Origin of the sequence: Streptomyces sp. NPDC005281 (assembly GCF_040607495.1) — a bacterium.
Classification (GTDB): Bacteria; Actinomycetota; Actinomycetes; order Streptomycetales; family Streptomycetaceae; genus Streptomyces.
The window spans coordinates 16,711-42,664 of the sequence record NZ_JBEXGX010000037.1; the positions used below are offsets into that span (position 1 = coordinate 16,711).

The following is a 25,954-nucleotide window of genomic DNA, read 5'->3' on the forward strand; positions in this document are numbered from 1 at the left end:
AGCCTCTGTGCAGCGGTATGGACAAGACCACTGCGAAGACGAGTTGTTCGAGGGGGCGAACAACGGGGGCCGATGGCCGTATGGTCTGCACGGACCCTGCCCACAGAAAGCGGCGCACCCGGCCTTCGACTCCGTGTTCGACGCCGTACGACGAGACATGACCAGGCACGACGACGTACGAGACGTACGGCGTGCAGGACCAGACGCACGACCGGAGGACGACGAGATGACGGTGACCCTGGCGGACGTGGCGGCCCGCGCACAGGTCTCTCCCGCGACGGTGTCGCGCGTGCTGAACGGGAACTACCCCGTGGCCTCCTCCACGCGCGAGCGGGTGCTGCGCGCTGTGGACGAACTGGACTACGTGCTGAACGGGCCGGCGAGTTCGCTGGCCGCGGCGACCTCCGACCTCGTCGGCATCCTGGTCAACGACATCGCCGACCCCTTCTTCGGGATCATGGCGGCGGCGATCCAGGCGGAGATCGGCGGGCCCGGGGGGCGTGCGGGCGGGGAGCGGCTCGGGGTCGTCTGCAACACCGGTGGCTCCCCGGAGCGCGAGCTCACGTACCTCACGCTCCTTCAGCGCCAGCGCGCCGCCGCGGTCGTGCTCACCGGCGGCGCGATAGAGGACACCGCGCACGCGGGCGCCGTCGCCGCCAAGCTGCGCAAGCTGACGGAGGCAGGCACCCGGGTCGTACTGTGCGGACGGCCGCCCGCGCCGGAGGCGCCCGAGGCGATCGCGCTCACCTTCGACAACCGCGGTGGCGGCAGGCAGCTCACCGAGCACCTGATCGGTCTCGGCCACCGGCGGCTCGGATACATCGCCGGCCCCGAGGAACGTACGACGACCCGCCACCGGCTGGAGGGCCACCGCGCCGCGCTCGCGGCCCATGGCGTCGAGGACGACCCGCGGCACACCGTGCACGGCCGCTACGACCGCCGGTCCGGTTACGAGGCGACGCTCGAACTCCTGCGCCGTGAACCGTCGTTGACGGCCGTCGTCGCCGCGAACGACACCGTGGCGCTGGGCGCCTGTGCCGCCCTGCGCGACTCCGGGCTGCGCATCCCGGACGACGTGTCCGTCGCGGGCTTCGACGATCTGCCGTTCAGCATCGACGCGGTGCCCGCCCTCACGACCGTACGGCTGCCGCTCTCCGAGGCGGGCGCCCGCGCGGGCCGGATCGCCATGGGCCGCGAGGAGCCGCCGCCGGGTGGGATCGCCACGGTGCGGGGGGAGTTGATGGTGCGGGGCTCCGCCGGGGTTCCTCGCAGCTGAGGTCCGCTCACCGCGGGGGTCGGGGGCTCCCGGGGGCCGGGGTTCTTGGGCTTCCGGGGTTGCCCGGGCCGGGGTTACCGACATTCCCAGGGTTCCCGGAGTTCCCGGAGTTTCCGGGCCGGGGTTCCCGGGCCGGGGTTCCCGGGGTTCCCGGGCCGGGGTTCCCGGGCCGGGGTTCCCGGGGTTCCCGGGCCGGGAGTCCTGGAGTTTCCCCCCGTTCCGGGGCCGGGGTTTCCGGGGGCGGGTTCCAGGGGTCCCGGGGCCCAGCCTTTTTCGCCCCCTCCGCCCCTGCCCTTCCCACCCCTGGGGCTCCGCCCCAGACCCCGCTCCTCAAACGCCGGAGGGGCTGAAATTCACCCCCGCACCCGAGCCACGGTCCACCCGCAGCCGGCATCCGGCGCAAGGGGCCGTGCCGGTACATCGATGCCCGTCGCCACCGACGCTCACCCCTCACCCGACGGCGACGGGCTGATGCACCGGCACGGCCCCGACCCACCCACCGGACAGAACCCGGCCCGCCAACGCCGGCGCCAGTGCAAGCGACCCGTCGCCGAGAGGGTAGGCGGGAGGCCGTCGAGGGTTCTATGCTCGCAGCGGCGATATCTCTGACTGAGTCAGCCATCGAGGCCGAGCAGGCCGCCGCGTCCACGCACAGCCGACCTCCGGGGCCGATCATGACCGTCCAGGACATCCGCTCCTTCAACCGCTTCTACACGAACGTCATCGGCGCACTCGACTACGGCCGCCACCTCTACGCGCCGTACACGCTGACCGAGTCCCGAGTCCTGTACGAACTGGCGCACACGCCCCACGCCGACACCGCCGATCTCCGGACCGAACTCTCCCTGGACTCGGGCTACTTGACTCGCATCCTGAACAAGTTCGAGCAGGACGGGCTGATCGAGCGCGCCGCGTCCGAGAAGGACCCGCGGCGCCGCCGGATCACGCTCACCACGGCCGGCCGGAACGCCGCCGCACTGCTGGACGAGCGGGCCCGCCAGACGGTGGGCACGCTGCTGGCGACCGTACCGCCCGCCGACCGGCCGCGACTGGCGGACGCGATGCACACGGTGCGCGCGCTCCTCGGCGACGCGCGGACCGCGCCACGCCCCGAGGACGTCCTCCTGCGCGAGCCGGGCCCGGGCGACCTCGGCTGGATCGTGCAGCGCAACGCGGCACTGTACGCGGCCGAGTACGGCTGGAACGCCGACTACGAGGGCCTGATCGCGAGGATCGTCGCCGACTTCGCCGAGGACCACGACCCCCACCTGGAGCGGGTGTGGATCGCCGAGCTCGACGGGCGGCCCGTCGGATGCGTGATGTGCGTACGGGACGACGCCCCCGGCACCGCCCGGCTGCGGCTGCTGCTGGTCGAGCCGGAGGCGCGGGGTCTCGGCATCGGCGACCGGCTCGTCGGGGCGGTCGCCGACTTCGCCCGCGGCGTCGGCTATCGCGAACTCGTCCTGTGGACCAACGACGTCCTGACCGCCGCCCGGCGGATCTACCAGCGCCACGGTTTCGCCCTGGTCGCCGAGAAGCCGCACCGCTCCTTCGGCGCGGATCTGACCGGCCAGGACTGGCGACTGGACCTGCGCGCCGACCTGGACTGACACGGCCGGCGAAGGCTCGCACCGCACGCCACCGCACGCCGGCCAGGACCCGAACGGACGTCCGCCCGTCCGGAGTCCGGACAGCGCGTCCGCCCGCTGAACGAAGCCGCATCGCAGAGTTAACTCAAACACCCACCGTAAAGAACCGCTCACGCAACCTGGGTGCGGAAGCGTACTCCCCCAAGTAACCCGCTCTTAGGGGGAGTTGGCATATATGCAAGGCACCGTGGACGGCTTCGCGTTCGGGGCGGTGACTCCGGCGGCCTCCTACCTCGTCGCCTGTGTGGGCAGCGCCCTCGGGCTGCGCTGCGTCGTCCGTTCCCTCAGCAACCGGCAGTCGTGGAAGCCCGGTTGGCTGGCCCTCGGGGCAGCGACCATCGGCTGCGGCATCTGGACCATGCACTTCGTCGCGATGGTCGGCTTCAGGATCCAGGGGATCCCGATCGACTACGACTCCCGTCTGACCTCGCTCGGCCTCGTCGTGGCGATCGTGATGGTCGGCATCGGCGTCTTCGCGGTGGGATACCGCGGAGCCACCCCCGTCACCCTGACCGCGGCCGGGATCCTCACCGGACTCGCCGTGGTGGCCACGCACTACACCGGCATGGCCGCGCTCCAGCTGAACGGATCCCTGGAGTACGACTCGCTCACGGTCGCGGCCTCCGTGCTGATCGCGGTCGCCGCCGCGACCGCCGCCCTGTGGACCGCCGCCTCCTACCGGGGTTTCCCGGCCGCGCTCGGTGCCTCTCTGCTCATGGGGGTCGCCCTGACCGGCACGCACTACACCGGAATGGCCGCCCTCTCGGTGCATCTGCGCGGCGCGACGGACGCCTCGTACATGACGGGGATGTACGGAAACGCCTCGCCGGCCTCGATCCTGCTCCCCATGCTCATCGGACCGGTCGTCTTCCTGATCCTGGCCGGAGTGGTGGTGATGTTCGACCCCCAGCTCGTCCTCGGCGACGGGGACTGGAGCCGGGCCAACCCGCGCAGGCGCCGGGGCACGGCCGTCGTGCCCCAGCGCCCCGCGCACACCCCGCAGACCGCCTCGCTCTTCGAGCCCCGCGACCAGGGTGTGGGCCGGCACACTAGTCCGCGCGGGCGGTGATCCGCGCCGTACCGTCGAGGCACCAGTCCAGCACGGCGGGCCAGGGTCCGTAACCGGCGTCCATGCCGAGATGCCCGGCCCCCGACAGGACGTGCGTCGGTATGCCCAGGGGGTCGCCGTAGACGGCGCCGGCGCCCTCGGGGCAGTACGGGTCGTCGTCGCCGGCGACCAGCCGGGTGGGGCCGGGAAGAGTGAAGTCCCTTTCCCTCAGGGCAAATCCGGCGATCTCCGGCAGCCCCGCGAGGACGGAGGCGGACGGCGGGGCGACGAGCAGCACCCGGTCGACTCCCGCCACGCCCGGCAACGCGCGGGCGGCGGCGTGCAGCCACAGCACGGCCGAGAGGCTGTGGGCGACGACCACACGCTCGGACCCGCGCTGGGCGTCCAGATGGCGGGCCAGCTCCGCCATCCACACCTCCAGGTCCGGATCGTCGGGGCCGGGGAGCTGCGGGTAGACGACGTGCTGCCCCAGTTCCCCGAGCCGCCCGGCGAGCCAGTGCTGCCAGTGGCCCCGGGGGCGGTGGTTCTGCCAGCCGTGCAGGATCAGGAAGGACCGCGGGACCGGCCCGAGGCCGCCGTCGACGAGGTCGTCGGTGTCGCACGTGTTCATGGCACCGATCGTTTCCGATGCACGGCTCCCCGGTCCAGTGGCTCCGGTGGTCGATCGTGGACGGCGGTCTCCGAATCGGCCTCGCGCCCCGTGTACGGGTGCCCGTCAGCGGACCGTCGCACCCGCCACCCTCGCGGCCAGCCGTCGCCTGCACTCGGGCCACTCCGCCGCCGTCATCGAGAAGACCGCGGAGTCGCGCAGGAGGCCTTCCTCGCCCGGCGCCCAGGAGCGGGACCAGTTGCGCAGGACACCCTCGAAGCGGGCGCCGGTGCTCGCGATCGCCGCGCGGGAACGGGCGTTGCGGGCGTCGGTCTTCAGGTCCACGCGCGCCACGTCCCACTCCTCGAAGGCGTGGCCGAAGAGCAGAAGCTTTGACTCGGCGTTCAGGCCGGTGCCCTGGGCCGAGGCCGCGAGCCAGGTGAACCCGACCTCGACGGCGTCGAGCCGGTCGTCCGAGCGCCAGCACCGCGGCTCCCAGTACGCCGTGGCGCCGACCGGCCGTCCGGAGGCGAGGGCGATCTGCGCGTAGGGCGCGAGCCGCCCCGTCGCGGCGCGGGCGAGCTGCGCGTCGACGTAGTCCCCGACCTCGTCGGCCCGGGGCACCCAGGTGAACGCGTACGAGTCGCGGTGCTCCTCCGCCGCCTCGGCGAGGCCGGCCGCGTGCCGGTGGCCGAGCGGCTCCAGCCGTACCAGTGAACCTTCGAGGACCGGCCCCTCCAACTGGAATCCCAACGCCCCGCGTCCCTCCGCCGAATCGGTCGTGTCCGCTGCGATTCCTATGCGGTGGGGGCGGCCCGTGTCCAGCGGTTATACGGTCTCCACGGTGCCCGCGTGACGGGCGCGTTCGGCGGCCAGGACGGTGAGATGGCTGGTGAGGGACTCCCGGGGGCCGGACTTCACCAGGGCGGGGTCGCCGGTGGCGACGGCGGCGACGAACGCGTCCATGAGGGCGGCGTCGCCCCCGCCGTGGCCGCCCGCCGCGTCCATGGCGCCGGGGGCGGAGAGGCCGACGGCCTCCTCGGTCCGGGTCAGGAAGTCGTAGACGCTCAGGCTCTCGCCGTCGCCGCGCAGTTCGCCGCGGGTTCCGAAGATCCGGGTCCGGCGGTCGGCCTGTTCGGTGAAGGCGGTCATGGTGAAGGTGGCGGTGGCCCCGGAGGCGAACTCCATCGACACCACCTGGTGGTCGACCACGTCGTTGTCGCAGGCGTACACGCACCGCCCGTACGGGCCCTCGCGCAGGGCGGTCTCCAGGGCCTTAGGGGTGAAGTCGTCGACCACCACGCTCAGCGGCCAGTGGTGTTCGCCGCGGGCGAGCCGGTCGCCGTACTCGCGCCGGGCGGAGTAGGGGCAGGCGCTCTCCACCGAGCAGTCGAGGCAGCGGTCGGCGGCGCCCTCGGGCCTGTTCTCGGGCCGGAAGTGCGAGAGGCGTCCGAAACTGGAGACGCGGACGGGGGGTTGCCCGAGGACGTACTGCAACCAGTCGATGTCGTGGCAGGACTTGGCCATCAGCATGGTCGTGGCCCGGTCCGTGCGGCCCCAGTTGCCGCGGACGAAGGAGTGGGCCTGGTGCCAGAAGCCGACGGGCTCCAGGTGCTGGACGTTGACCACGTCACCGATCCGGCCGGAGTCCACGACCTCCTTCACGGCGCGGGTGTAGGGGGTGTAGCGCAACACGTGCCCGACCGCGAGGATCACCCCGGCCTTCTCCACGGCGTCGACGATCCGCCGGCACTCGTCCTCGGTCAGGGCCATCGGCTTCTCCAGCAGGATGTGGTAGCCGAGAGCCGCGAACTCCAGGACGGGTTCCAGGTGTTCGCGGTCGAGGGTGCAGATCAGCACGGCGTCCGCGATCCGGCCGCGGGCGGCCAGCACCCGCCAGTCGTCCACCGCGGCGTCCGGTTCCAGGGCGTGGGCGGCCGCGAACCGGTCGCGCCGGGTCCGCCGGGGTTCGGCGACGGCCACCACCCGGGCCCGCTCCGGGTGGTCCAGGGCCCAGCGCGCGTGACCGGTCCCCCGGTCCCCGGCACCGACGACGGCGAGTGTGACCACGGAGGAGGCCAAGGGGACGGAGGACATCGGCGGACCGCTTTCCCGAGTCGGGTCGCAGGCGCGGTCGCCGCTGTCCGGCGCCGAGCCGGCCTGCGCTGTCCGTCGCGAAGCTAGCCGTCCCGGATCTCCGCGACAAGACGCCCGCGGAGATCGACCGGGCCCGCTCAGCCGTCCTTCCCGGCGGCCGCCCAGGCCCCGAACACCTCGTGGAATGCCGGGAACGTCTTGCGTACGCATCCCGGGTCGTCGAAGACCATGCCCGGGGCGCGCAGCGACGTCACCGCGAAGGCCATGACGATGCGGTGGTCCCCGTACGTCCTGATCTCGGTGGCGGCGGGGGCGCCCGGGTGGATCTCGATCCGGTCGGGGCCGGTCTCCACCCGGACGCCGAGCCGCCGGAGGTTCTCGGCGCAGGCCTCGAGACGGTCGCACTCCTTGACCCGGGTGTTGGCGACGTCCTCGATGCGGACCGGACCTGAGGCGAAGGGCGCGATGGCGGCGAGCGTCGGCATGGTGTCGGAGATGTCCCGCATGTTGACGGTCAGGCCGCGCAGTTCGCCGGTGCCGCGCACCGTCGTGCGGTCGGGCCCGGTCTCCACGTGCGCGCCCATCCGGCGCAGGACGTCGACGAAGGCGAGGTCGCCCTGGAGCGCTCCCGCGCCGAGGCCGCGCACGGTGACCTCGCGGCCGGTCAGGGCGGCCGCCGCGAAGAAGTAGCTCGCGGTCGAGGCGTCGGGTTCGACGGGGTAGGTGGTGGCCCGGTAGCCGCCGGGCGCCACTTCGAAGACATCACCCTCCACGCGTACCTCCGCCCCGAACGCGCGCATCATCGCGAGGGTGATGCCGATGTACGGGGCGGAGACCAGGTCGGTGACCTCGATGCGCAGGCCTTTGCGGGTCAGCGGGCCGAGCAGGAGCAGGGCGGTGAGGTACTGGGAGGACTGGCCGGCGTCGAGGGTGACCGTGCCGCCCTCCACCCCGGAGGCGGCGATGCTCAGCGGGTGGTGGCCCTCCGCCTCCTCGTGCCGCAGGTCCACGCCCAGGTCGCGCAGGGCCCGTGAGAGGGGTCCCAGCGGGCGGCGGCGCATCTGGGCGGAGGCGTCGAAGCGGTAGGTGCCGTGGCCCGCGGCGGCGAGGGTCGGCAGGAAGCGGGCCGTGGTCGCGCCGTCCCGGCAGTACACGTCGGCCGTTGCCGCCGCGGGACCCTGCGGGCGGCCGTCGATGTGCCAGCTGTCCGGGGTCCGGCCGACGCGGTAGCCGAGCCGGGTCAGTCCCTCCGCGAAGCCCTCGGTGTCGTCGGAGCGGAGCGGGCGGAGGAGACGGGTGACCCCGTCCGCCGCCGCGGCCAAAAAGAGCGCGCGGGCGGTGATGGACTTGGAACCGGGAATGTCGACGACGGCCATGGGGTCATGCTGGCGCCCCGGCGTGTTCCGGCGCCGGAACGTCCGCCGACTGGACCTTTCGCGGCGTCCGCGAGGTGAGTGCGACCCCGCCCACGAGCAGGGCCGCGGCCACCCACCGCAGCGGGCTGATCGACTCGTGCAGGAACAGCGCCGCCGACGACATCCCGAAGACCGGGACGAGCAGCGAGAAGGGCGCGACGGTGGACGCGGGGTGCCGGTGCAGCAGCCAGCCCCAGGCGCCGAAGCCGAAGACGGTCGTGATCCAGGCGACGTAGCCGACGACGGCCGCGCCCTGCCAGTCCAGGGCGCGCAGGGCGTCGAGGTCGCGGGCGGGACCCTCGGTGAGCAGGGAGAGGCCGAGCAGCGGGAGGACGGGGACGGTGCTCACCCACACCATGAAGTTCAGCGGGTCGGGCGGGGACGCCTTGCGGGTGAGGACGTTGGACACTCCCCAGCAGGCCGCCGCCACGACGACCAGGGCGAAGGCGCCGAGCGGTCCTGTCGTGCCCTCGTCGACGGCGGCCAGGACCACTCCGCACAGGGCCACGGCCATGCCGGCCAGCCGGACGCGGCTGAGGCGTTCGCCGAGGAAGGCGAAGGCGACGGCCGCGGTGAAGACGGCCTGGATCTGGAGCACGAGGGAGGAGAGTCCGGCGGGCATCCCCGCGTTCATGCCGATGAACAGCAGCCCGAACTTCGCGACCCCGAGGACGAGGCCCACCGCCACGATCCACTTCCACGCCACCTTGGGGCGGCCCACGAGGAACACGGCGGGCAGGGCCGCCACCAGGAAGCGCAGGGCGGAGAAGAGGAGGGGCGGGAAGTGGCCGAGTCCGACCTCGATGACGGTGAAGTTGACGCCCCAGACGGCGGCGACGAGGACGGCGAGGCTGATGTGTGCGGGTCGCATGCGTCGAGCATCGGATGCCACCACCATGTAGCACCAGCGCGAATGTCTGCATGGATGGATGAAGCAACGCTTACGTAAGCTGGGTGCGGGCCGAGTCGGCCACATCACGGACCGGGAGGCTTCCATGCTCGATCTCCAGCGTCTGCGCGCCCTGCACGCCGTGTCGGTGCACGGCACGGTCGGCGCCGCCGCGGCCGCGCTCGGCTACACCCCGTCCGCCGTGTCCCAGCAGATCGCGAAACTGGAGCGGGAGACCAGAACCGTCCTGCTGGAACGGCGCGGGCGCGGTGTCCGGCTCACCGAGCAGGCCGAACAACTCGCATCCACCGCGCAGGAGTTGCTGGCGATCGTGGAGCGGGCGGAGACCGAACTCGAGGAGCGCCGGGGGATGCCGGCGGGGCGGCTGACGGTGGCCGCGTTCGCCTCGGCGGCCCGCGGTCTGATGCCTGCCGTGCTGGCCGATCTGGCCGCCCGTCATCCGGCCCTGGACACCCGGCTGACGGAGATCGACCCGCATCTGTCCGTCGACCTGGTCGCCAGGGGCGCGGTCGACATGGCCGTCGCGCACGACTGGGACATCTCCCCGCTGCCCGCCCCGCCGGGGGTGGAGCAGGCGGTGATCGGGGACGACCTGTGCGATCTGCTCGTCCCGGCCGGGCATCCCTTCGCCGGACGGGCCTCGGTACGGCGCGAGGACCTGGGCGGCCAGCGGTGGATCTGCCAGCCGCCCGGGCGGGTCTGCCACGACTGGCTGGTGCGCACGCTGCGCGCGGCGGGCAGCGAGCCGGACATCGTCCACCAGGCCGAGGAGAACCCGACGCTCATCGCCCTCGTCGCCGCCGGTCTCGGCGTCGCCCTCATCCCGCGCCTGGGCCGCGGCACCCTTCCCGAGGGGGTGGTGGAGGTGCCGCTCGACCCGCTGCCGGTCCGCCGGCTGTACGCGCTGTGGCGCTCGGGGGCGGCGCGTCGGCCGGCCATCGCCGAGACGGTCCGCACGCTCCAGGCACTCTGGCCCGCGGCGTCGGAACGCGCCTGAACGAGCCCGCAGCGCGGCCGGCACCGGCGCGCCCTCCTCCAACTGCGCCGGTGACGGCCCCTTCCCGGATACTGTGCACACTCTTGACTGGAAGAAACTTCCCGGATAATCGTAATTCCTCGAAAGTTTCCTTCACGAGGGAAGGAGCGCTTGTGCGCGACTCCAGCACGGGAAGCACCGCCGGACCGTCCGGACCGGCCGAGCCGGACAGACCGTCAGCGCCCAGCCGGCGTACGGTCCTCGCCGCCACGGCGGGCATCGGCGCCGCGCTGGCCGCCGGCCCCCGCGCCCACGCGGCCGGCGCCCGCCCGCACGACGACAAGGCCCTGCGCGCCCTGATCTCCCGTATGACACTGGAGGAGAAGGTCGGCCAGCTCTTCGTCATGCGGGTGTACGGCCATTCGGCGACCGCGCCCGACCAGGCCGACATCGACGCCAACCTCGCGGAGATCGGCGTCCGCACGGCCGCCGAGCTCATCGCCAAGTACCGTGTCGGCGGCATCATCTACTTCGCCTGGGCGCACAACACCCGTGATCCGCACCAGATCGCCGCCCTGTCGAACGGGATCCAGCGGGCCTCGCTCGAGCAGCCGCGCGGGCTGCCGCTGCTGATCTCCACCGACCAGGAGCACGGGATAGTGGCCCGGGTGGGCAAGCCCGCGACGCTGTTCCCGGGCGCCATGGCACTGGGCGCGGGCGGATCGCGGTCCGACGCCCGGACGGTGGGCCGTATCAGCGGCGCCGAACTCCGCGCGATCGGCATCAACCAGGACTACTCCCCCGACGCCGACGTGAACGTCAACCCGGCCAACCCGGTGATCGGCGTGCGCTCCTTCGGCGCCGATCCGGACGCGGTGGCGGGTCTGGTGGCGGCCGAGGTGAAGGGGTACCAGGGCTCGGGGGTCGCGGCCACGGCCAAGCACTTCCCCGGCCACGGCGACACCGCCGTGGACAGCCACTTCGGCTTCCCGGTCATCACCCACAGCCGCGAGTTGTGGTCGGAGCTCGACGCGGTGCCGTTCCGGGCGGCGATCCGCGCCGGCATCGACGCGATCATGACCGCGCACATCATGGTCCCGGCGCTCGACCCGGCCGGCGACCCCGCCACCCTGTCCCACCCGATCGTCACCGGCGTCCTGCGCGGCGAACTGGGCTACGACGGTGTCGTGGTGACGGACGCGCTGGGCATGGAGGGCGTGCGGACGAAGTACGGCGACGACCGCGTCCCCGTCCTCGCGCTCAAGGCCGGTGTCGACCAGCTCCTCAACCCGCCGGACCTGAACGTCGCGTGGAACGCGGTGCTGAACGCCGTGCGCGGCGGCGAGTTGACCGAGGCCCGTCTCGACGAGTCGATCCTGCGCGTCCTGCGGCTCAAGGCGAGGCACGGGCTGCTGAGCGACCCGTACGTCGCCGACGCGGACGTCGACCGGGTGGTCGGCGTCCCGGCGCACCTCAGGGCGGCCGACCGGATCGCCGAGCGGACCACGACGCTGCTGGTCAACAAGGAGGGGCTGCTCCCGCTGTCCCGGCGGCGCACCCCGAGAGTGCTGGTGGTGGGCGCCGATCCCGCCTCGCCCTCGCTGTCCGACGGGCCGCCCACCACCGTCGCCGCCGCCACGCTGACCGGACTGGGCTTCACGGCGACGGCCCTGTCCACGGGGACGGCGCCGTCGGCCGCCATGATCGACAAGGCCGTGGCCGCGGCGGCCGGCGCGGACGCGGTGGTCGCCCTGACGTACAACCTGACGGCGGCCGGGTCTCAGAAGACCCTGGTCGAACGGCTGGTCGCCACGGGTGTCCCGGTGACCGCCGTCGCCGTCCGCAACCCGTACGACATCGCCCAGATCCCGGGCGTCGGCGCCTGTCTGGCCTCGTACTCCTGGACCGATGTCGAAGTGCGCGCCGCCGCCCGGGTGATCGCCGGCCGGGTGGACCCGCACGGCAGGCTTCCGGTGGCGGTGCAGCGGGCGGACGACCCGGCGCAGGTGCTGTATCCGATCGGGTACGGGCTGAGGTACTAGGGCGGGTCCCGGGAGCCGCCGCCCTCGCGCCCGCACCGAGGAAGGCCGGCGGTCCGCGCCCGCCCGTGTCGGACACGGGCGGGCGCGGCCCCGATCCGGACAGGCCTCAGGGGCGCAGGGTCATGTCCCGTTCCGTGTCCCGGCGGTCCAGCCTCGCGTCGAACCGCGCGAGTGGCCGGGCCGCCGACGGGTTCGCCCGGACCGCGGCGGAGGCGACCCCGGCCCAGTCGAGGATGCGGGCGGTGGCGAGCGCCTTCTCGTCGGCGACGAGCCCGGCGACATTGGCGCCGTGGTTCAGGCCCGGTGCCGTCAGGACGTAGGAGTCGCGCGCCCCGGTGCCGAGCCGGAACCGTTCGGCTCCCCAGGGGTCGTTCTGGCCGTAGACGAACAGCATGTGGTGCGCGTGGCGGCGGACCCAGCCGTCCACGTCACGCATCGCCGACGGCTGGAACTTCATCGGGATGGAGCGCGGCACGAAGTTGCGCGGGGGCTGATAGCCGTAGCGGATGTACTTCTTCTCGATGTAGGGGAAGTGGATGGTGGGCGCGCCCAGTTGGGTGCCCGCCTGGTAGTAGTACGGGGTGTACGTCTCCAGGCCCTGGTCGGCGTAGGCGGAGAAGCCGGAGATGGTGTCGACGGAGTTCCAGATGTCGTCGTCGCTCGCGTGGGCGGCGTCCGCCGGGATCGTGTCGCAGTCCTTCAGCAGGCTGTACTGCCAAAAGCCCCACACGTAGTCGAGCACGACCGCCTCGTACGCCTTGTCGAGGCCGCCGATCGTGGTGAAGGTGTAGCCGTTGTCGGCGGCGTACGCGGCGTACTTGCTCTCCAGGGACGCCCGGCGCACCAGGGCCTCGCGCTGCACGGCGTTCAGTCTGTCGCGGCACTCCTTGGTGCCGACCTGTGCGAAGAAGCGGTCGTACGCCGAGTCCTCGTCGTTCACGACGTCGTCGGGCGCGACGTACGCGACGACGCCGTCCATGTCGCGCGGGTAGAAGCGCTCGTAGTACGTGGCGGTCATGCCGCCCTTGGAGCCGCCGGTGGAGAGCCACTTCTGGCCGTAGATCGGCTTCAGCGCCTGGAAGATGCGGTGCTGGTCGCTCGCCGCCTGCCAGATGTCGAGCTTGGACCAGTCGGCCGGGTCGGGCCGGGACGGCGTGAAGAAGCGGTACTCCATGGAGACCTGGTTGCCGTCCACGATCTGGGTCGGCTCGCGGCGGCTCGGGTTGGTCGAGACGTTGTAGCCGCCGGTGTAGAAGACCGTCGGGCGCGCGGTGTCCTTGTGCAGCACGGTGATCCGCTGCTGGAACGTGCCCTTGGACGGGTGCCGGTGGTCGACCGGCTGGGTGTAGTTCAGGACGATGAACCGGTAGCCGGGGTACGGCTTCTCCTGGACGAGGCTCATGCCCGGGATCGCGAGCAGCCGGTCCAGGATGTCCCTGCTCTCGTCGGCCGTGCTCGTGGTGCCGGTGGTTCCTGTGGTGGCGTGGGCCTCCGGCGACGGGGGTCCCCCCTGCCCGAGCGAAGTGGAGAGCTCGGGGGAGGCGGTGGCCGTCCCTGCCGTGCTCAGTGTGCCGATGAGCACCGTGAGCACGAGCAGCCCTCTGAGCGCCTTGCGCATGCACCCTCCCCTGGGAATACGCAGCTGTCCGCCGGAACCTAACGGAGCAACTCCCGTGACACCAGGGGGTCTTGGGTCATACGTGGTTCAGCACAGGATCCAGCCGGAACTCACCGATCCGGAGCCGACCGAGCCCTTGATGCGGACGCAGCGATGGCCCGCGTACAAGGTCACCGGGCCCGCGTGGTGCGCGAAGTGCCCGGCGTCCATCACCGGCCGGCCGCCGCGGGCCTGCACGCTGACGGACATCCGCTTGCGCGAACCGCGCGCCTCGGGGAGCGTCACGGCGCAGACATAGCCGCCGCGTCTGTACACCTGCACGATGCCGGTGGTGAAGGACAGGGTGCGGACCTTGCGGCCCGAGCAGAAGGAGGGGGCGGCCTGGGCACTGCCCGCACTCACGAAGGCGAGCAGTCCGGCCGCGGCCAGCACTCCCAGACCGAGCGCCAGGCGCCGGCGTATCGCACCACTGTCCACTGTCGTCCCTCCCGCAGCAATCAGCGTACTGGTGTACGGACGCAGAACATGCGGCGGATGGTTGCGTACCGCTACGACTTCACCGCCGGGCCCGCCTCATCCGTGTGAGGTTTTTTCCTTTTCGGACACAACCGTGCCTGTTTCCGCTTGGTCCAACGGAGCAGGAAACGAAAGGCGGTTACTCATGTCCGGCATCAAGTCCTCACTCACGACCGGTCGCGCGCTCATCGCCGCGGCCCTCCTGATCGCCGCCGGCGCCTCGGTGCCGGCAGTGGCCAGTTCCACCGCCGCGCCGCCCGCCCGCAGCGGGAGCAGCGCTCCCGCCTACGACCGGGTGGCCGACTTCTACGGCGCCTACATCGACGCCGTGACCGACGGGGATTCCGGCACCCTGAGCACCCGGCTGCGGACCTTCTACCTGACCCCGGCGCTCCGCTCCCAGCTCGCCGGCTGGGAGCACCGGCAGCACGCCGACGGGGTGCTGCGCGCCCAGGACGTGCCGAGCGCCTGGAGGGTGACGGCGGGCGACAGCGGCGCCGGGCACACCTGGTCGACGGTCCGGCTGACCTGGGGCTCCCCGCAGCACCCGACGTACACCTATCTGACGGTGCAGTCGGATCTGGCGACGAAGAAGATCTCCGGCATCAAGCCGAGGAGCTGACGGGCTCCTCGGGCTCCGGGGAGCCCACGAAGGTCCGCCACAGCGCGGCGTAGCGGCCGTCCCGGCGGAGCAGTTCCTCGTGGGTGCCGTCCTCGGCGACCCGGCCGTGGTCCATCACCACGACCCGGTCGGCGCGGGCGGCCGTCGTCAGCCGGTGGGCGACCACCAGCGTCGTACGGCGGCCGGCCAGCCGGTCGGTGGCCTGGTTGACCAGGGCCTCGGTCGCGAGGTCGAGCGCCGCCGTCGCCTCGTCGAGGAGCAGCACGTCCGGGTCGACCAGCTCGGCCCGGGCCAGCGCGATCAGCTGGCGCTGGCCCGCGGAGAGGTTCCGGCCGCGCTCGGCGACCTCGTGGAGATAGCCGCCGTCCAGCGTGGCGATCATGTCGTGGGCGCCGACCGCGCGGGCGGCGGCCTCCACCTCGGCGTCGCCGGCGCCCGGACGGCCGTAGGCGATGGCGTCGCGGACGGTCCCCTGGAAGAGGTAGGCCTCCTGGGGGACGACACCGAGCCGGTGCCGGTAGGCGGTGATGTCGAGGTCGCGCAGGTCGGTCCCGTCGACCGTGACCCGGCCGTCCGTCGGGTCGTAGAACCGTGCGACCAGCTTCACCAGCGTCGACTTGCCCGCGCCGGTCTCGCCGACGAAGGCGACGGTCTGCCCGGCGGGGATGCGCAACGACACCGCGCTGAGCGCCTCCTCGGCCTTGCCCGCGGGGCCGTACGCGAAGCCGACGTCCTCGAACGCGATCTCGCCCCGCAGCGCGGGCACCTCCAGCGGCTTCTCGGCGGCCTTCGTCGACGTCGGCTCCCGGAGCAGTTCCTGGATGCGGCCCAGCGAGACGGTGGCCTGCTGGTAGCCGTCGAAGACCTGTGAGAGCTGCTGCACGGGCGCGAAGAACAGGTCGATGTAGAGGAGATAGGCGACCAGCGCGCCGGTGGTGAGCGTGCCGGAGCCGATCCGGTGGGCGCCCACGATCAGCACGGCCGCCGCGGCCCCCGAGGCCAGCAGCTGCACGAAGGGGAAGTAGACGGAGATCAGCCACTGTCCGCGGATCCGTGCCCTGCGGTAGCTGTCGCTGCCCTCCGCGAACCGCCGCGCGCTCGCGTCCTCGCGCCGGAACGCCTGGAGGATCCGCAGCCCGGACACCGACTCCTGGAGATCGGCGTTGACCACCGAGACCCGCTCACGGGCCAGTTCGTACGCCTTGACGCTCGCCCGGCGGAAGAAGAACGTGCCGACGACCAGCGGCGGCAGCGTCACGAAGACGACCAGCGCCAGCTGTACGTCGATCACCAGCAGGGCGGCCATGATGCCGAAGAAGGTGACGACGGAGACGAACGCGGTGACGAGCCCGGTCTGGAGGAACGTCGACAGGGCGTCGACGTCGGTCGTCATCCGGGTCATGATCCGGCCGGTGAGCTCCCGCTCGTAGTAGTCGAGTCCGAGGCGCTGGAGCTGCGCGAAGATCTTCAGCCGCAGGGCGTACAGGACCCGCTCGCCGGTGCGGCCCGTCATCCGGGTCTCACCGATCTGCGCGGCCCACTGCACGAGCACGGTGATCAGCCCGAGCGCGGCGGCCGCCCAGACCGCGCCGAGCGCGAGCCGGGTGACGCCCTGGTCGATGCCGTGCCGGATCAGGACGGGCAGCAGCAGCGTCATCACCGCGTCGACGGCGACCAGCGCGAGGCTGATGAGCAGCGGGGCGCCGAAGCCGTGCAGCAGCCGGCGCAGTCCGTAGGAGTCCTCGGCCTTCACCGCGCGGGCCTCGTCGATGTCCGGCACGTCGTCGGCCGGGGGCAGCGCCTCGACCTGGGCGAGGAGCCCGGGGGTGGCGGGCATCCCTTCGAGCGCGTTGTCCCTGGGCTCGCGGTCGCCGGTCCACAGGTGCGGGGTCACTCCGCGCTCGGCGTCGAACTCGGCGTCCAGCTCGTCGCGTACGGAGGTGTCCTCCTGCGGCGCCGCGGGCAGGGCGTGTCCCGGGGAGACGCCGCCCAGCTCGTCGGGGTCGGTGAGCAGCCGCCGGTAGAGCGCGGAGCGGGCCTGGAGTTCCTCGTGGGTGCCGATGTCGGCGAGCCTGCCGCCGTCCAGGACGGCGATGCGGTCGGCGAGGTTGAGGGTGGAGCGGCGGTGCGCGATCAGCAGGGTCGTACGGCCCCGCATGACCTGTCCGAGCGCTTCGTGGATCTCGTGCTCGACCTGGGCGTCGACGGCGGAGGTGGCGTCGTCGAGGACGAGCAGCCGCGGGTCGGTGAGGATGGCGCGGGCGAGCGCGACGCGCTGGCGCTGGCCGCCGGAGAGGGTGAGGCCGTGCTCGCCGACCGTGGTGTCGTAGCCGTCGGACAGCTCGGCGATGAAGCGGTGCGCCTGGGCGGCGCGGGCGGCGGTCTCTATCTCGTCCTGGGTGGCGCCCGGGCGGCCGTAGGCGATGTTGGCGCGCACGGTGTCGGAGAAGAGGAAGGAGTCCTCGGGGACGAGCCCGATCGCCGCGCGCAGGGACTCGGCCGTCAGCTCGCGGACGTCGTGCCCGCCGATGAGGACGGCGCCGTGCGTCACGTCGTAGAAGCGGGGCAGCAGCAGCGAGACCGTCGACTTGCCCGAGCCGGAGGAGCCGACGACGGCGAGGGTCTCGCCGGGCCGGATCTCGAAGCTGAGCCCGTCCAGGACGGGCCGGTCATTGGTGTACCCGAAGGACACGTCGTCGAACTCGACGGTGGCGGGCGCGTCGGCCGGCAGGGTCTTGGTGCCGTCCTTGATCGACGGTTCGGTGTCGATGAGCTCCAGCACGCGTTCGGCGCCGGCACGGGCCTGCTGTCCGACGGTCAGGACGACGGCCAGCATCCGGACGGGTCCGACGAGCTGCGCGAGGTAGGTGGAGAAGGCCACGAAGGTGCCCAGCGTGATCTGGCCGCGCACCGCGAGCCAGCCGCCGAGCGCGAGCATCGCGACCTGGCCGAGGGCGGGCACGGCCTGGAGGGCCGGGGTGTACTTGGAGTTGAGCCGGATGGTCCGCAGCCGGCCGGCGAAGAGCCGCCGCCCGACCTCGCGCAGCTTGCCGGTCTCCTGGTCCTCCTGGCCGAAGCCCTTCACCACCCGGACGCCGCTGACGGCGCCGTCGACGACACCTGCCACGGCGGCGGCCTGCGCCTGCGCGTACCAGGTGGCGGGATGCAGCCGGGAGCGGCTGCGCTTGGCGACGAACCACAGGGCCGGGGCGACGGCCAGCGCCACCAGGGTGAGCGGCAGGGACAGCGCGGCCATGATCCCGATGGAGATCAGGAAGAGCAGGACGTTCCCGATGGTCATCGGGAGCATGAAGAGCAGGCCCTGGATCAGCTGGAGGTCGCTGGTCGCGCGGCCCACGACCTGCCCGGTGGACAGCTCGTCCTGGCGCCGGCCGTCGAGCCGGGTGATCGTCTCGTACATGTCGGTACGGAGATCGTGCTGGACGTCCAGGGCCAGCCGCCCGCCGTAGTAGCGGCGGACGAAGGTGAGGGCGTACACGAGGACGGCGGCGCCGAGCAGCGCGCCCGCCCAGGGGGCCATGTTCCGGCTGTGGTCACCGATGACGTCGTCGATGATCACCTTGGTGACCAGCGGGACCACCGCCATCAGCGCCATGCCGCCCAGTGAGGAGCCGAGCGCGAGCACCACGTCCTTCGGGTACCGCCAGGCGTACCCGGCGAGCCGCCGCGCCCATCCCCGTTCCGTCGCCACTCCGGCACCTTCCGTAGATCTCACTCCGCCGGAAGATGCCAACACCGAGCGAAGCGGATTTCATCCCTCCGCAACAATCGTCCGCCCGCCGGGCACGGTGGCCGGGCGGGCGGACGGAAGATCACGAACGTGGTGACGCGACAGGACGGCCCCGGTCAGCTCGCCGGAACGGCCGGGAAGGCCTCCGCCGGCCGCGAGGTCGGCGTGAACCGCTGGGGTGCGACGGCGGTCGGCACGAGGTCCTTGTGGATGACCTTGGCGACGGCCTGAACGGTGGCGACGCCGTAGTCCATGGTGCTGCTGCCGACGGTGAGCACCGACATCATGTAGTCGTGGCCGCCGCCGTTGAAGGTGCCGAGGCTGTGCACCCGCCACGCGTTCGAGGAGCGCGAGAGCCAGCCGTTCTTGACGTGCACGGCGACGGTCGAGGGGGCCCCGGCCGGTGTCCCCCAGCGCTGCGAGGAGATGACCTGGCCCATGAGCTTCAGGATGTAGGCGCGGGAGCTGTCGCTCAGCACCGTGTTCTTGGCGGTGACGAGCTTCAGCAGCTTCTGCTCGTCGGTGACGTTGATCTGGGTGAGACCCCAGTAGCCGCCGGTGCCGGGCGTGGTCTTCGTCATCCCCGCGGCGGTCAGGAAGCCCTTGATCTTCGTCAGACCGAGCTGGTTCCACAGCGTGGTCGTCGAGGCGTTGTCCGACTGGGTGATCATCTTCGTGGCGAGCGACGTCTCGGTGCTCGTCAGATAGCGGTTGTGCTTCTTCGCGTCCCACAGCAGCGTGGCGAGGACGGTGACCTTCACCGTGCTGGCCGAGTCGAACGAGGTGGTGGCGCGGAGCGTGCAGGTGGTGTTGGTGGACCGGTCGTACAGACCGACCGCGACGGTGCCCCGGCGGTTCGCGAGCGCCGCGGTGATGTCCGTCCGAAGCTTGGCGGCCAGACCGGCCTTGCCCGACGTACAGCTGACCGTCGGCGCCGGCGCGGCCCCGGCCGCGCCGGCCGCGAGCGGCACGATCACCGCGGCACCGATGCTCGCCGCGAGCACGCGGGCACCCCGGGATATCCGGTGAGTCATGGAGGTTTCCCATCCCCTTGAAGCGATACGAACGCGCCAAGGGCGCGCTCGCCTCAGATGACTCACAAGGGGGCCCGATAGTTGTACAGGTGTTCTGGGTACGGGGGTTCGGGTGCGGGGAGCCCAAATGCACAGGTCACACCCAGCCGGGCCACAGTCCGCACCCATCGGTGCGCGTCAGGGTGCGATGGTGACGTCTGCCACTGACCCATCGCCCGACGCCCCCACGACTCCCCCCGCCCCGCCGCCCGTTCCGGTGCCGGCGGGGTCCGCGGAGACGGCGCCGGCCGCACCTCGCTGGTCTCTCCCCGCGCTCCTCGCGATCCTCGTACTGGCCGCGGTCCTGTACTCCTGGAACCTGTCGGCCTCGAGCCTCAACAGCTTCTACAGCGCCGCCGTGCTCAGCGGTACGCAGAGCTGGAAGGCCTGGTTCTTCGGCTCGCTCGACGCGGGCAACTTCATCACGGTCGACAAGCCGCCGTTCGCGCTCATGATCATGAGTCTGTCCTGCCGGGTCCTCGGCTTCGGCACCTGGCAGATGATGGCGCCCATGGTCGCCGCCGCGCTCGGCACGATCTGGATCCTGCACGCGAGCGTGAAGCGGTACTTCGGGCACGCGGCCGCCGCCGTCGCCGCGCTCGTCCTCGCGCTCACCCCGATCACGGTCGCCATCAACCGCGACAACAACCCGGACACCACCCTCGTCCTGCTGATGGTGGCGGGCGCGGCCCTGGGCCTGCGGGCCACCCGCGACGGCAGGCTGCTGCCGCTGCTCGGCTCGGCGGTGTGCTTCGGGCTCGCCTTCAACACCAAGATGCTCCAGGCGTACATCGCCCTGCCCGCCGTCTTCGCGGTGTACGTGTACGCCTCCCGGCTCCCCTGGGCGAGGAAGGTCCGCGATCTGCTGCTCGCCACCGTGGCCCTGGCCGTCGCGAGCTTCTGGTGGGCGGCCGCCGTCTCCCTCGTGCCGGCCGGCGAGCGCCCGTACATCGGAGGCTCGACCGACGGCTCCGCCTGGGACCTGATCACGGGCTACAACGGCCTGGGCCGGGTGCTGGGCGGCGAGGGCAACGGCGGGGGCGGCGGAGGCGGAGGCGGCACGTTCGCCGGGACCGCAGGCCTCGGCCGCATGTTCAACGACATCCTCGGCGGCCAGATCTCCTGGCTGCTGCCCTTCGCCGGCATCGCGCTCGTGGGCGGCCTGGTGCTGTGCGGGCGTGCGCCGCGCACCGACCCGACGCGCGCCGCGCTGCTGCTCTGGGGCGGCTGGACCGTCCTGCACTACCTGACGTTCAGCATGGCCGAGGGCACCATGCACCCCTACTACACGACCGCGCTCGCCCCCGGCATCGCGGCGCTGACCGGCGCGGGCGGTGTCATGCTGCTGCGCGCGCTGCGCGGCCCCGACAGCCGCTGGGTGTGGGTGCTGCCCGCCGGACTCGCGGTCACCGCGGTCTGGGCGGTCGTCCTGCTGCGCCGGGCCGCCGACTGGAACGGCTGGCTGTGGCCGGCCGTCGCGGTGGTCATGGCACTGGCGGTCGCGGGCCTGATCGTCTTCCGCTCCGGCCACCGCGCCCGGCTGTTCACCGCCTCCGTGGCCGCGGCGGTCGTCGCGGCGCTGGCCGGCCCCGCGGCGTACTCCGTCGCCGAGCCGCTGGGGGCGGGCGGCGGCATGGGGGGCGGCGGCATGGGCGGCACCAATCCGACCGCCGGGCCGAGCACGGGCGGCGGCTTCGGCGGCGGTCCCGGCGGAGGCCTGAGCGGGTCCGGCGGTCCCGGCGGCACCCGGCAGGGCGGTCCGGGCACCGAGGCCGGCGGCCAGGCGGGCGGCTTCCCCGGCGGCCAGGCACCCGGCGGCAACGGCGAACCGTCCCAGGGCGGATTCCCCGGCGGGAACGGCGAGCTCCCCGCCGGCGGTCAGGCAGCGGGCGGGAACGGGGAACTCCCCGGCGGCGGCCAGGCGCCCGGCGGGAACGGCGCTCCGGGCGGTACCGGGGACCAGCCGGGCGGAGGCGGCGGAGGCGGCGGCATGGGCGGAGAGACCAGCAGCGCCCTGGTCGCCTATCTGGAGAAGCACCAGGACGGCGCCGAGTGGCTGCTGGCGGTGTCCAATTCGCAGGGGGCCGCCCAGCTGATCGTGAGCACCGGCAAACCCGTCATCTCCATGTTCGGCTTCACCGGTTCCGACAAGGCCATGACCCTCGCCAAGCTCAAGGAGCTCGTACGCAAGGGCGAGTTGCACTACATCCAGCTCGGCGGCGGCATGGGCGGCGGTATGGGCGGCAACAACACGCTCAGCTCGCAGATCACCGCATGGGTGGAGAAGAACGGCACGGCGGTGAAGCAGAGTGCCTACGACAAGTCCGCTTCGTCCGGCTCCACTTCGGAGTCCGGGTCCAACTCCGGGACCAGCACCGGCACTGGTTCCAACTCCGGTTCCGGAACCGACTCCGGTGCACAGAGCGGTGGTCAGTCGACCTCGGCGCTCTACCGGCTGGATCCGTCCGACCTCGGCTGACCGGCCCACCCGGCACGGCACAGCAGGTGCACCACGGGCACACCACACCCACGGCCCCCGACCGCTCGCACCGGTCGGGGGCTGTCCGTTCCGTCATGTCCCGCGTAGAACGGCCGAGTTGTTGAATCCCGACACAGAACCGCCACCTCCCCTTAACCCCACCACTCACATGTCCATGTCACCCTCCCGGTTATCCGCTCCATTCAACCCGCGTAGAACGGACACCCCACGATGCCCGCCACGCAGATACGCCGCTGGAAGACCCTGGCGCTGAGCACCTCCGCGGTCCTCGTCGGCCTCACCCTGCCGACGATGACCGCTTCCCCCGCGAGCGCGACGACGACCGCGTACGACAGCACGTACTACAAGAACGCGGTCGGCAAGACCGGCACGAGCCTGAAGTCCTCGCTGCACACCATCATCAGCAGCCAGACCAAGATCTCGTACTCCGCCGTCTGGAACGCGCTGATGGTCACCGACCAGGACCCGAACAACAGCAGCAACGTGATCCTGCTGTACAGCGGTGTCTCGCGTGCCAAGTCCCTCAACGGCGGCGACGTCGGCGACTGGAACCGCGAGCACGTCTGGGCCAAGTCCCACGGCAACTTCGGCGAGGTGACCGGTCCCGGCACCGACCTGCACCATCTGCGTCCGGCGGACGTCCAGGTCAACAGCATCCGGGGCAACCTGGACTTCGACAACGGCGGCAGCGCCGTCACCAGCGGGGGCGGCAGCAAGGTCGACTCCGACTCCTTCGAGCCGCGCGACGCCGACAAGGGCGACGTGGCCCGCATGATCCTCTACATGGCGGTCCGCTACGACGGCGGCGACGGCTTCGCCGACCTGGAGCCCGACGAGAAGGTCAACAACGGCAGCACCCCGTTCATCGGCAAGCTGTCCGTGCTCAAGGCGTGGAGCGACGAGGACCCGCCGAGCGCCTTCGAGGAGAAGCGCAACCAGGTCATCTACGACACCTACCAGCACAACCGCAACCCGTTCATCGACCACCCGGAGTGGGTCGATGCGATCTGGTAGACGGGCCGGCCGTCCCGGGACCCCCTCCCCTGCTGGAGGGGGTCCCGGGACGGCGTTCGGCTCAGGCGAGTCGGGCTCTCAGCCCAGGTGCGTCGGCGCGAACATGCGCAGCAGCGCCGGGAGGACGACCACCGAGGGGCCGGGGGCGGCCAGAGCCTTCGCCAGGTCCTCCTCCAGCGTCTCGGGGCTCGTCAGCACGCCCGGGACCCCGAAGGACTCGGCGAGGGCCACGTAGTCCGGGCGGGACAGTTCCGTGGCGGTCGCCTGGCCGAAGGCGCCGTTCATGTACTCGCGCAGGATGCCGTAGCCGCCGTCGTCGACGATGAGCCAGGTGACCGGGAGGTCGCACTGCCTGGCCGTAGCCAGCTCGGCGATGGAGTACAGCGCGCCGCCGTCGCCGGAGACCGCGAGGACCGGGCGGGAGGGGTCGGCCGCCGCCGCGCCCAGCGCCGCGGGGAAGCCGTAGCCGAGGCCGCCGGCACCCTGGGCGGAGTGCATGGTGTTGGTGCCGCGCGGATCGAAGGCCGACCACGCCCAGTACGCCAGGATCGTCATGTCCCAGAAGGACGGCGAGGTGTCCGGCAGGGCACGGCGGACGGACGCCAGGACGTCCTGTTCCAGGGTGAGTTCCTGACCCGCGATGCGCTCCGCGACCAGGGCGAGAACCGTGCTCACGCGCTGTTCCGCCGACGGGTCCGGGCGTTCGTCCACCGTCTCCAGGAGCGCCGACAGCGCGAGGCGGGCGTCCGCGTGGATGCCGAGCGCCGGGTGGTTGGACTCCAGCTTGCCGAGGTCGGCCTCGATCTGGATCACCCGGCCGCGGGGCCTGAACGTGTGGTAGTTCGAGGAGAGTTCACCCAGACCCGAGCCCACCACCAGCAGGACGTCCGCGTCCTCCAGGAAGTCGGTGGTGTGCCGGTCCTCCAGCCAGGACTGGAGCGAGAGCGGGTGCTCCCAGGGGAAGGCGCCCTTGCCGCCGAAGGTGGTGACGACCGGCGCGTTCAGCTTCTCGGCGAGCGCGAGCAGCTTGCCGGACGCGTCCGACCGTACGACCCCGCCGCCCGCGATGATCGCGGGGCGGGTCGCCGAGGACAGCAAGTGGGCGGCCAGCTCGGTCAGTTCGGGGCGCGGGACGACGTCCTCGGGGGTCGCGTCCATCGCCGTCACCATCGGCAGACTCGTCTCGGCGAGCAGGACGTCCTGCGGGATCTCGACCCAGACCGGTCCGTGCGGGGCGGTCAGCGCCGACTCCCAGGCCGCCGCGATGGCGGACGGGATCTGGGACTGCGTACGGACCGTGTGGACGGACTTCACCACACCCCGGAACGAGGCCTGCTGGTCGGGGAGTTCGTGCAGATAGCCGTGCCGGCCGCCGCCGAGGCCCGCGGTCGGGATCTGGCTGCTGATGGCGAGGACGGGCGCCGAGGCGGCCCGCGCCTCCTGGAGGGCGGCCAGCGAGGTCAGCGCCCCGGGGCCGGTGGAGAGCAGCAGCGGCGCGGCCTCGCCGGTGATCCGGCCGTAGGCGTCCGCCGCGAACCCGGCGTTGTTCTCGACGCGCAGTCCGACGTACTGGAGCGAGGAGCGGCGCAGCGCGTCGAACATGCCGAGCGCGTGCTGGCCCGGCAGTCCGAAGACGGTGGTGGCGCCGAGACCGGAGAGGGTCTCCACGACCAGGTCTCCGCCGTTGCGGCCAGGCTCCACGTGGCGCGAAGCGCCTCCATGAGGGGTGGCGGCCGGGTGGCGGGAGGGAGGGTTGAGCGCGGCCTCCGTCTGTGCCGCCGACGGGCGGAGAACCAGGTCGTGGTCGTGGGTCACTTGCTTCGGGCCTCCGCGATCTGGCGGGACATGATGGTGGTCAGTTCGTACGCGGTGTGGGACGCCGCCACCGCGGTGATCTCGGCGTGGTCGTAGGCCGGGGCGACCTCGACGACGTCGGCGGAGACCAGGTTGCAGGACGACAGTCCGCGCAGGATCTCCAGGAGCTCGCGGGAGGTCATGCCGCCCGCCTCCGGGGTTCCGGTGCCGGGCGCGTGCGCCGGGTCCAGGCAGTCGATGTCGATGGAGATGTAGAGCGGGCGGTTGCCGATGCGCTGGCGCAGCTGGTCGGCGACCTCGTCGGCGCCGCGGCGGTAGATGTCCGCCGAGGTGACGATGCCGAAGCCCATCTTCTCGTCGTCGGTGAGGTCCTGCTTGCCGTACAGCGGGCCGCGGGTGCCGACGTGGGAGAGCGCCGAGGTGTCGAGGATGCCCTCCTCGACGGCGCGGCGGAACGGGGTGCCGTGGGTGTACTCGGCGCCGAAGTACGTGTCCCAGGTGTCGAGGTGCGCGTCGAAGTGGAGCAGCGCGACCGGGCCGTGCTTCTTGGCGACGGAGCGCAGCAGCGGGAGCGCGATGGTGTGGTCGCCGCCGAGGGTCATCATGCGGGCGCCAGTGCCGAGGAGGTCGTCCGCGGCGGCCTCGATGGTCTCCACGGCCTCGTTGATGTTGAACGGGTTCGCCGCGATGTCTCCGGCGTCCGCGACCTGCGCGAGGGCGAACGGGGAGGCGTCCTGGGCGGGGTTGTAGGGGCGCAGCAGCCGGGACGCCTCGCGGATCGCGTTGCCGCCGAAGCGGGCGCCCGGCCGGTACGAGACGCCGGAGTCGAACGGCACACCGACGACGGCGACATCGGCGGTGCCGACCTCGTCGAGGCGGGGCAGCCGGGCGAAGGTCGCGGGACCGGCGTACCGCGGGACGCGGGACGAATCGACAGGGCCGCGGGGCGTCTCGTTGCTGCTCATGGGGTTTTGCCTTCTTTCCTACGCTTCGTCGCGTATGTACAACTAAGTACAAGTACT

At 72.2% G+C, this 25,954-nt stretch carries 19 protein-coding genes; 8 read left to right on the forward strand and 11 right to left on the reverse strand.

Features of this window, described 5'->3' with window-relative positions:
* Window positions 1-226 precede the first annotated feature (226 nt).
* From ABZV42_RS35555 to ABZV42_RS35565, 3 genes are all read left to right on the forward strand, one after another.
* Window positions 227-1,276, forward strand: a complete 1,050-nt coding sequence (locus tag ABZV42_RS35555) for a LacI family DNA-binding transcriptional regulator (RefSeq protein WP_355990842.1) — start codon at window positions 227-229, stop codon at window positions 1,274-1,276.
* Window positions 1,277-1,950: 674 nt separating this feature from the next.
* Window positions 1,951-2,886 carry a helix-turn-helix domain-containing GNAT family N-acetyltransferase gene (locus tag ABZV42_RS35560; RefSeq protein WP_356055596.1) on the forward strand — a complete coding sequence of 312 codons (936 nt, stop codon included), beginning with the start codon at window positions 1,951-1,953 and terminating at the stop codon, window positions 2,884-2,886.
* A gap of 214 nt (window positions 2,887-3,100) precedes the next feature.
* Complete coding sequence (locus ABZV42_RS35565; protein ID WP_356055598.1) at window positions 3,101-3,994, forward strand: MHYT domain-containing protein; 894 nt, start codon at window positions 3,101-3,103, stop codon at window positions 3,992-3,994.
* On the opposite strand, the gene ABZV42_RS35570 is transcribed toward ABZV42_RS35565, so the two are convergent.
* The 5 genes from ABZV42_RS35570 to ABZV42_RS35590 all read right to left on the reverse strand — a co-directional run bounded on the left by ABZV42_RS35570 (window position 3,975) and on the right by ABZV42_RS35590 (window position 8,966).
* Window positions 3,975-4,604 carry an alpha/beta hydrolase gene (locus ABZV42_RS35570; protein ID WP_356055600.1) on the reverse strand — a complete coding sequence of 210 codons (630 nt, stop codon included), beginning with the start codon at window positions 4,602-4,604 and terminating at the stop codon, window positions 3,975-3,977. The genes ABZV42_RS35565 and ABZV42_RS35570 overlap by 20 nt on opposite strands.
* A 105-nt stretch (window positions 4,605-4,709) precedes the next feature.
* The gene (locus tag ABZV42_RS35575; protein ID WP_356055602.1) at window positions 4,710-5,336 is read right to left on the reverse strand and encodes a GNAT family protein; all 627 of its coding nucleotides are present in this window, start codon (window positions 5,334-5,336) and stop codon (window positions 4,710-4,712) included.
* Between the two features lie 75 nt (window positions 5,337-5,411).
* The gene (locus tag ABZV42_RS35580; RefSeq protein WP_356055604.1) at window positions 5,412-6,680 is read right to left on the reverse strand and encodes a Gfo/Idh/MocA family oxidoreductase; all 1,269 of its coding nucleotides are present in this window, start codon (window positions 6,678-6,680) and stop codon (window positions 5,412-5,414) included.
* Window positions 6,681-6,817: 137 nt separating this feature from the next.
* Window positions 6,818-8,056: a 3-phosphoshikimate 1-carboxyvinyltransferase gene (gene aroA, locus ABZV42_RS35585; RefSeq protein WP_356055606.1), complete on the reverse strand. Its 1,239-nt coding sequence runs from the start codon at window positions 8,054-8,056 to the stop codon at window positions 6,818-6,820.
* Window positions 8,057-8,060: 4 nt separating this feature from the next.
* Window positions 8,061-8,966 (reverse strand): EamA family transporter, encoded by a 906-nt coding sequence (locus ABZV42_RS35590; protein ID WP_355991395.1) that lies wholly within the window; start codon window positions 8,964-8,966, stop codon window positions 8,061-8,063.
* Between the two features lie 124 nt (window positions 8,967-9,090).
* Here ABZV42_RS35590 and ABZV42_RS35595 point away from each other — a divergent pair, with 124 nt between their 5' ends.
* Window positions 9,091-10,002, forward strand: coding sequence for a LysR family transcriptional regulator (locus tag ABZV42_RS35595; protein ID WP_356055608.1), 912 nt, complete (start codon window positions 9,091-9,093; stop codon window positions 10,000-10,002).
* A gap of 152 nt (window positions 10,003-10,154) precedes the next feature.
* Window positions 10,155-12,023 carry a glycoside hydrolase family 3 N-terminal domain-containing protein gene (locus ABZV42_RS35600; protein WP_355991399.1) on the forward strand — a complete coding sequence of 623 codons (1,869 nt, stop codon included), beginning with the start codon at window positions 10,155-10,157 and terminating at the stop codon, window positions 12,021-12,023.
* A 106-nt stretch (window positions 12,024-12,129) separates the two neighbouring features.
* On the opposite strand, the gene ABZV42_RS35605 is transcribed toward ABZV42_RS35600, so the two are convergent.
* Together ABZV42_RS35605 and ABZV42_RS35610 are read right to left on the reverse strand one after the other, a co-directional pair.
* Window positions 12,130-13,641 (reverse strand): S28 family serine protease, encoded by a 1,512-nt coding sequence (locus ABZV42_RS35605; RefSeq protein ID WP_356055610.1) that lies wholly within the window; start codon window positions 13,639-13,641, stop codon window positions 12,130-12,132.
* A gap of 87 nt (window positions 13,642-13,728) precedes the next feature.
* The gene (locus ABZV42_RS35610) at window positions 13,729-14,118 is read right to left on the reverse strand and encodes a hypothetical protein (RefSeq protein ID WP_355988857.1); all 390 of its coding nucleotides are present in this window, start codon (window positions 14,116-14,118) and stop codon (window positions 13,729-13,731) included.
* Between the two features lie 184 nt (window positions 14,119-14,302).
* On the opposite strand from ABZV42_RS35610, the gene ABZV42_RS35615 reads away from it, so the two are divergent.
* Window positions 14,303-14,779 (forward strand): hypothetical protein, encoded by a 477-nt coding sequence (locus ABZV42_RS35615; protein ID WP_355988855.1) that lies wholly within the window; start codon window positions 14,303-14,305, stop codon window positions 14,777-14,779.
* Here the strand turns inward: ABZV42_RS35615 and ABZV42_RS35620 are convergent.
* Both ABZV42_RS35620 and ABZV42_RS35625 read right to left on the reverse strand, forming a co-directional pair.
* A complete protein-coding gene (locus ABZV42_RS35620; protein WP_355988853.1) occupies window positions 14,763-18,491 on the reverse strand; it encodes an ABC transporter ATP-binding protein in 3,729 nt (1,242 codons plus the stop codon). The two genes, ABZV42_RS35615 and ABZV42_RS35620, sit on opposite strands and share 17 nt — an antisense overlap.
* 155 nt (window positions 18,492-18,646) lie before the next feature.
* Entirely contained in the window at window positions 18,647-19,564 is a 918-nt protein-coding gene (locus ABZV42_RS35625) for a serine hydrolase (protein WP_355988850.1), read from the reverse strand.
* 190 nt (window positions 19,565-19,754) lie between these two features.
* Here ABZV42_RS35625 and ABZV42_RS35630 point away from each other — a divergent pair, with 190 nt between their 5' ends.
* Together ABZV42_RS35630 and ABZV42_RS35635 are read left to right on the forward strand one after the other, a co-directional pair.
* Window positions 19,755-22,082 carry a glycosyltransferase family 39 protein gene (locus ABZV42_RS35630; RefSeq protein WP_356055612.1) on the forward strand — a complete coding sequence of 776 codons (2,328 nt, stop codon included), beginning with the start codon at window positions 19,755-19,757 and terminating at the stop codon, window positions 22,080-22,082.
* A 231-nt stretch (window positions 22,083-22,313) separates the two neighbouring features.
* Window positions 22,314-23,117, forward strand: coding sequence for an endonuclease (locus ABZV42_RS35635; RefSeq protein WP_356055614.1), 804 nt, complete (start codon window positions 22,314-22,316; stop codon window positions 23,115-23,117).
* Between the two features lie 78 nt (window positions 23,118-23,195).
* On the opposite strand, the gene ABZV42_RS35640 is transcribed toward ABZV42_RS35635, so the two are convergent.
* Both ABZV42_RS35640 and speB read right to left on the reverse strand, forming a co-directional pair.
* On the reverse strand, window positions 23,196-24,932 hold the full coding sequence (locus tag ABZV42_RS35640; RefSeq protein WP_355988842.1) for a thiamine pyrophosphate-binding protein: 1,737 nt from the start codon (window positions 24,930-24,932) through the stop codon (window positions 23,196-23,198).
* Complete coding sequence (gene speB, locus ABZV42_RS35645) at window positions 24,929-25,897, reverse strand: agmatinase (protein ID WP_355988839.1); 969 nt, start codon at window positions 25,895-25,897, stop codon at window positions 24,929-24,931. The genes ABZV42_RS35640 and speB overlap by 4 nt, the downstream gene beginning before the upstream one ends.
* Window positions 25,898-25,954 lie beyond the last annotated feature (57 nt).

Excerpts from the sequence above, each read along its gene's own strand:
- ABZV42_RS35555 (WP_355990842.1), top strand. The coding sequence starts at position 227 with ATGACGGTGACCCTGGCGGACGTGGCGGCCCGCGCACAGGTCTCTCCC.
- ABZV42_RS35560 (WP_356055596.1), top strand. The coding sequence starts at position 1,951 with ATGACCGTCCAGGACATCCGCTCCTTCAACCGCTTCTACACGAACGTC.
- ABZV42_RS35565 (WP_356055598.1), top strand. The coding sequence starts at position 3,101 with ATGCAAGGCACCGTGGACGGCTTCGCGTTCGGGGCGGTGACTCCGGCG.
- ABZV42_RS35570 (WP_356055600.1), bottom strand. The coding sequence starts at position 4,604 with ATGAACACGTGCGACACCGACGACCTCGTCGACGGCGGCCTCGGGCCG.
- ABZV42_RS35580 (WP_356055604.1), bottom strand. The coding sequence starts at position 6,680 with ATGTCCTCCGTCCCCTTGGCCTCCTCCGTGGTCACACTCGCCGTCGTC.
- aroA (WP_356055606.1), bottom strand. The coding sequence starts at position 8,056 with ATGGCCGTCGTCGACATTCCCGGTTCCAAGTCCATCACCGCCCGCGCG.
- ABZV42_RS35590 (WP_355991395.1), bottom strand. The coding sequence starts at position 8,966 with ATGCGACCCGCACACATCAGCCTCGCCGTCCTCGTCGCCGCCGTCTGG.
- ABZV42_RS35595 (WP_356055608.1), top strand. The coding sequence starts at position 9,091 with ATGCTCGATCTCCAGCGTCTGCGCGCCCTGCACGCCGTGTCGGTGCAC.
- ABZV42_RS35605 (WP_356055610.1), bottom strand. The coding sequence starts at position 13,641 with ATGCGCAAGGCGCTCAGAGGGCTGCTCGTGCTCACGGTGCTCATCGGC.
- ABZV42_RS35615 (WP_355988855.1), top strand. The coding sequence starts at position 14,303 with ATGTCCGGCATCAAGTCCTCACTCACGACCGGTCGCGCGCTCATCGCC.
- ABZV42_RS35625 (WP_355988850.1), bottom strand. The coding sequence starts at position 19,564 with ATGACTCACCGGATATCCCGGGGTGCCCGCGTGCTCGCGGCGAGCATC.
- ABZV42_RS35635 (WP_356055614.1), top strand. The coding sequence starts at position 22,314 with ATGCCCGCCACGCAGATACGCCGCTGGAAGACCCTGGCGCTGAGCACC.
- speB (WP_355988839.1), bottom strand. The coding sequence starts at position 25,897 with ATGAGCAGCAACGAGACGCCCCGCGGCCCTGTCGATTCGTCCCGCGTC.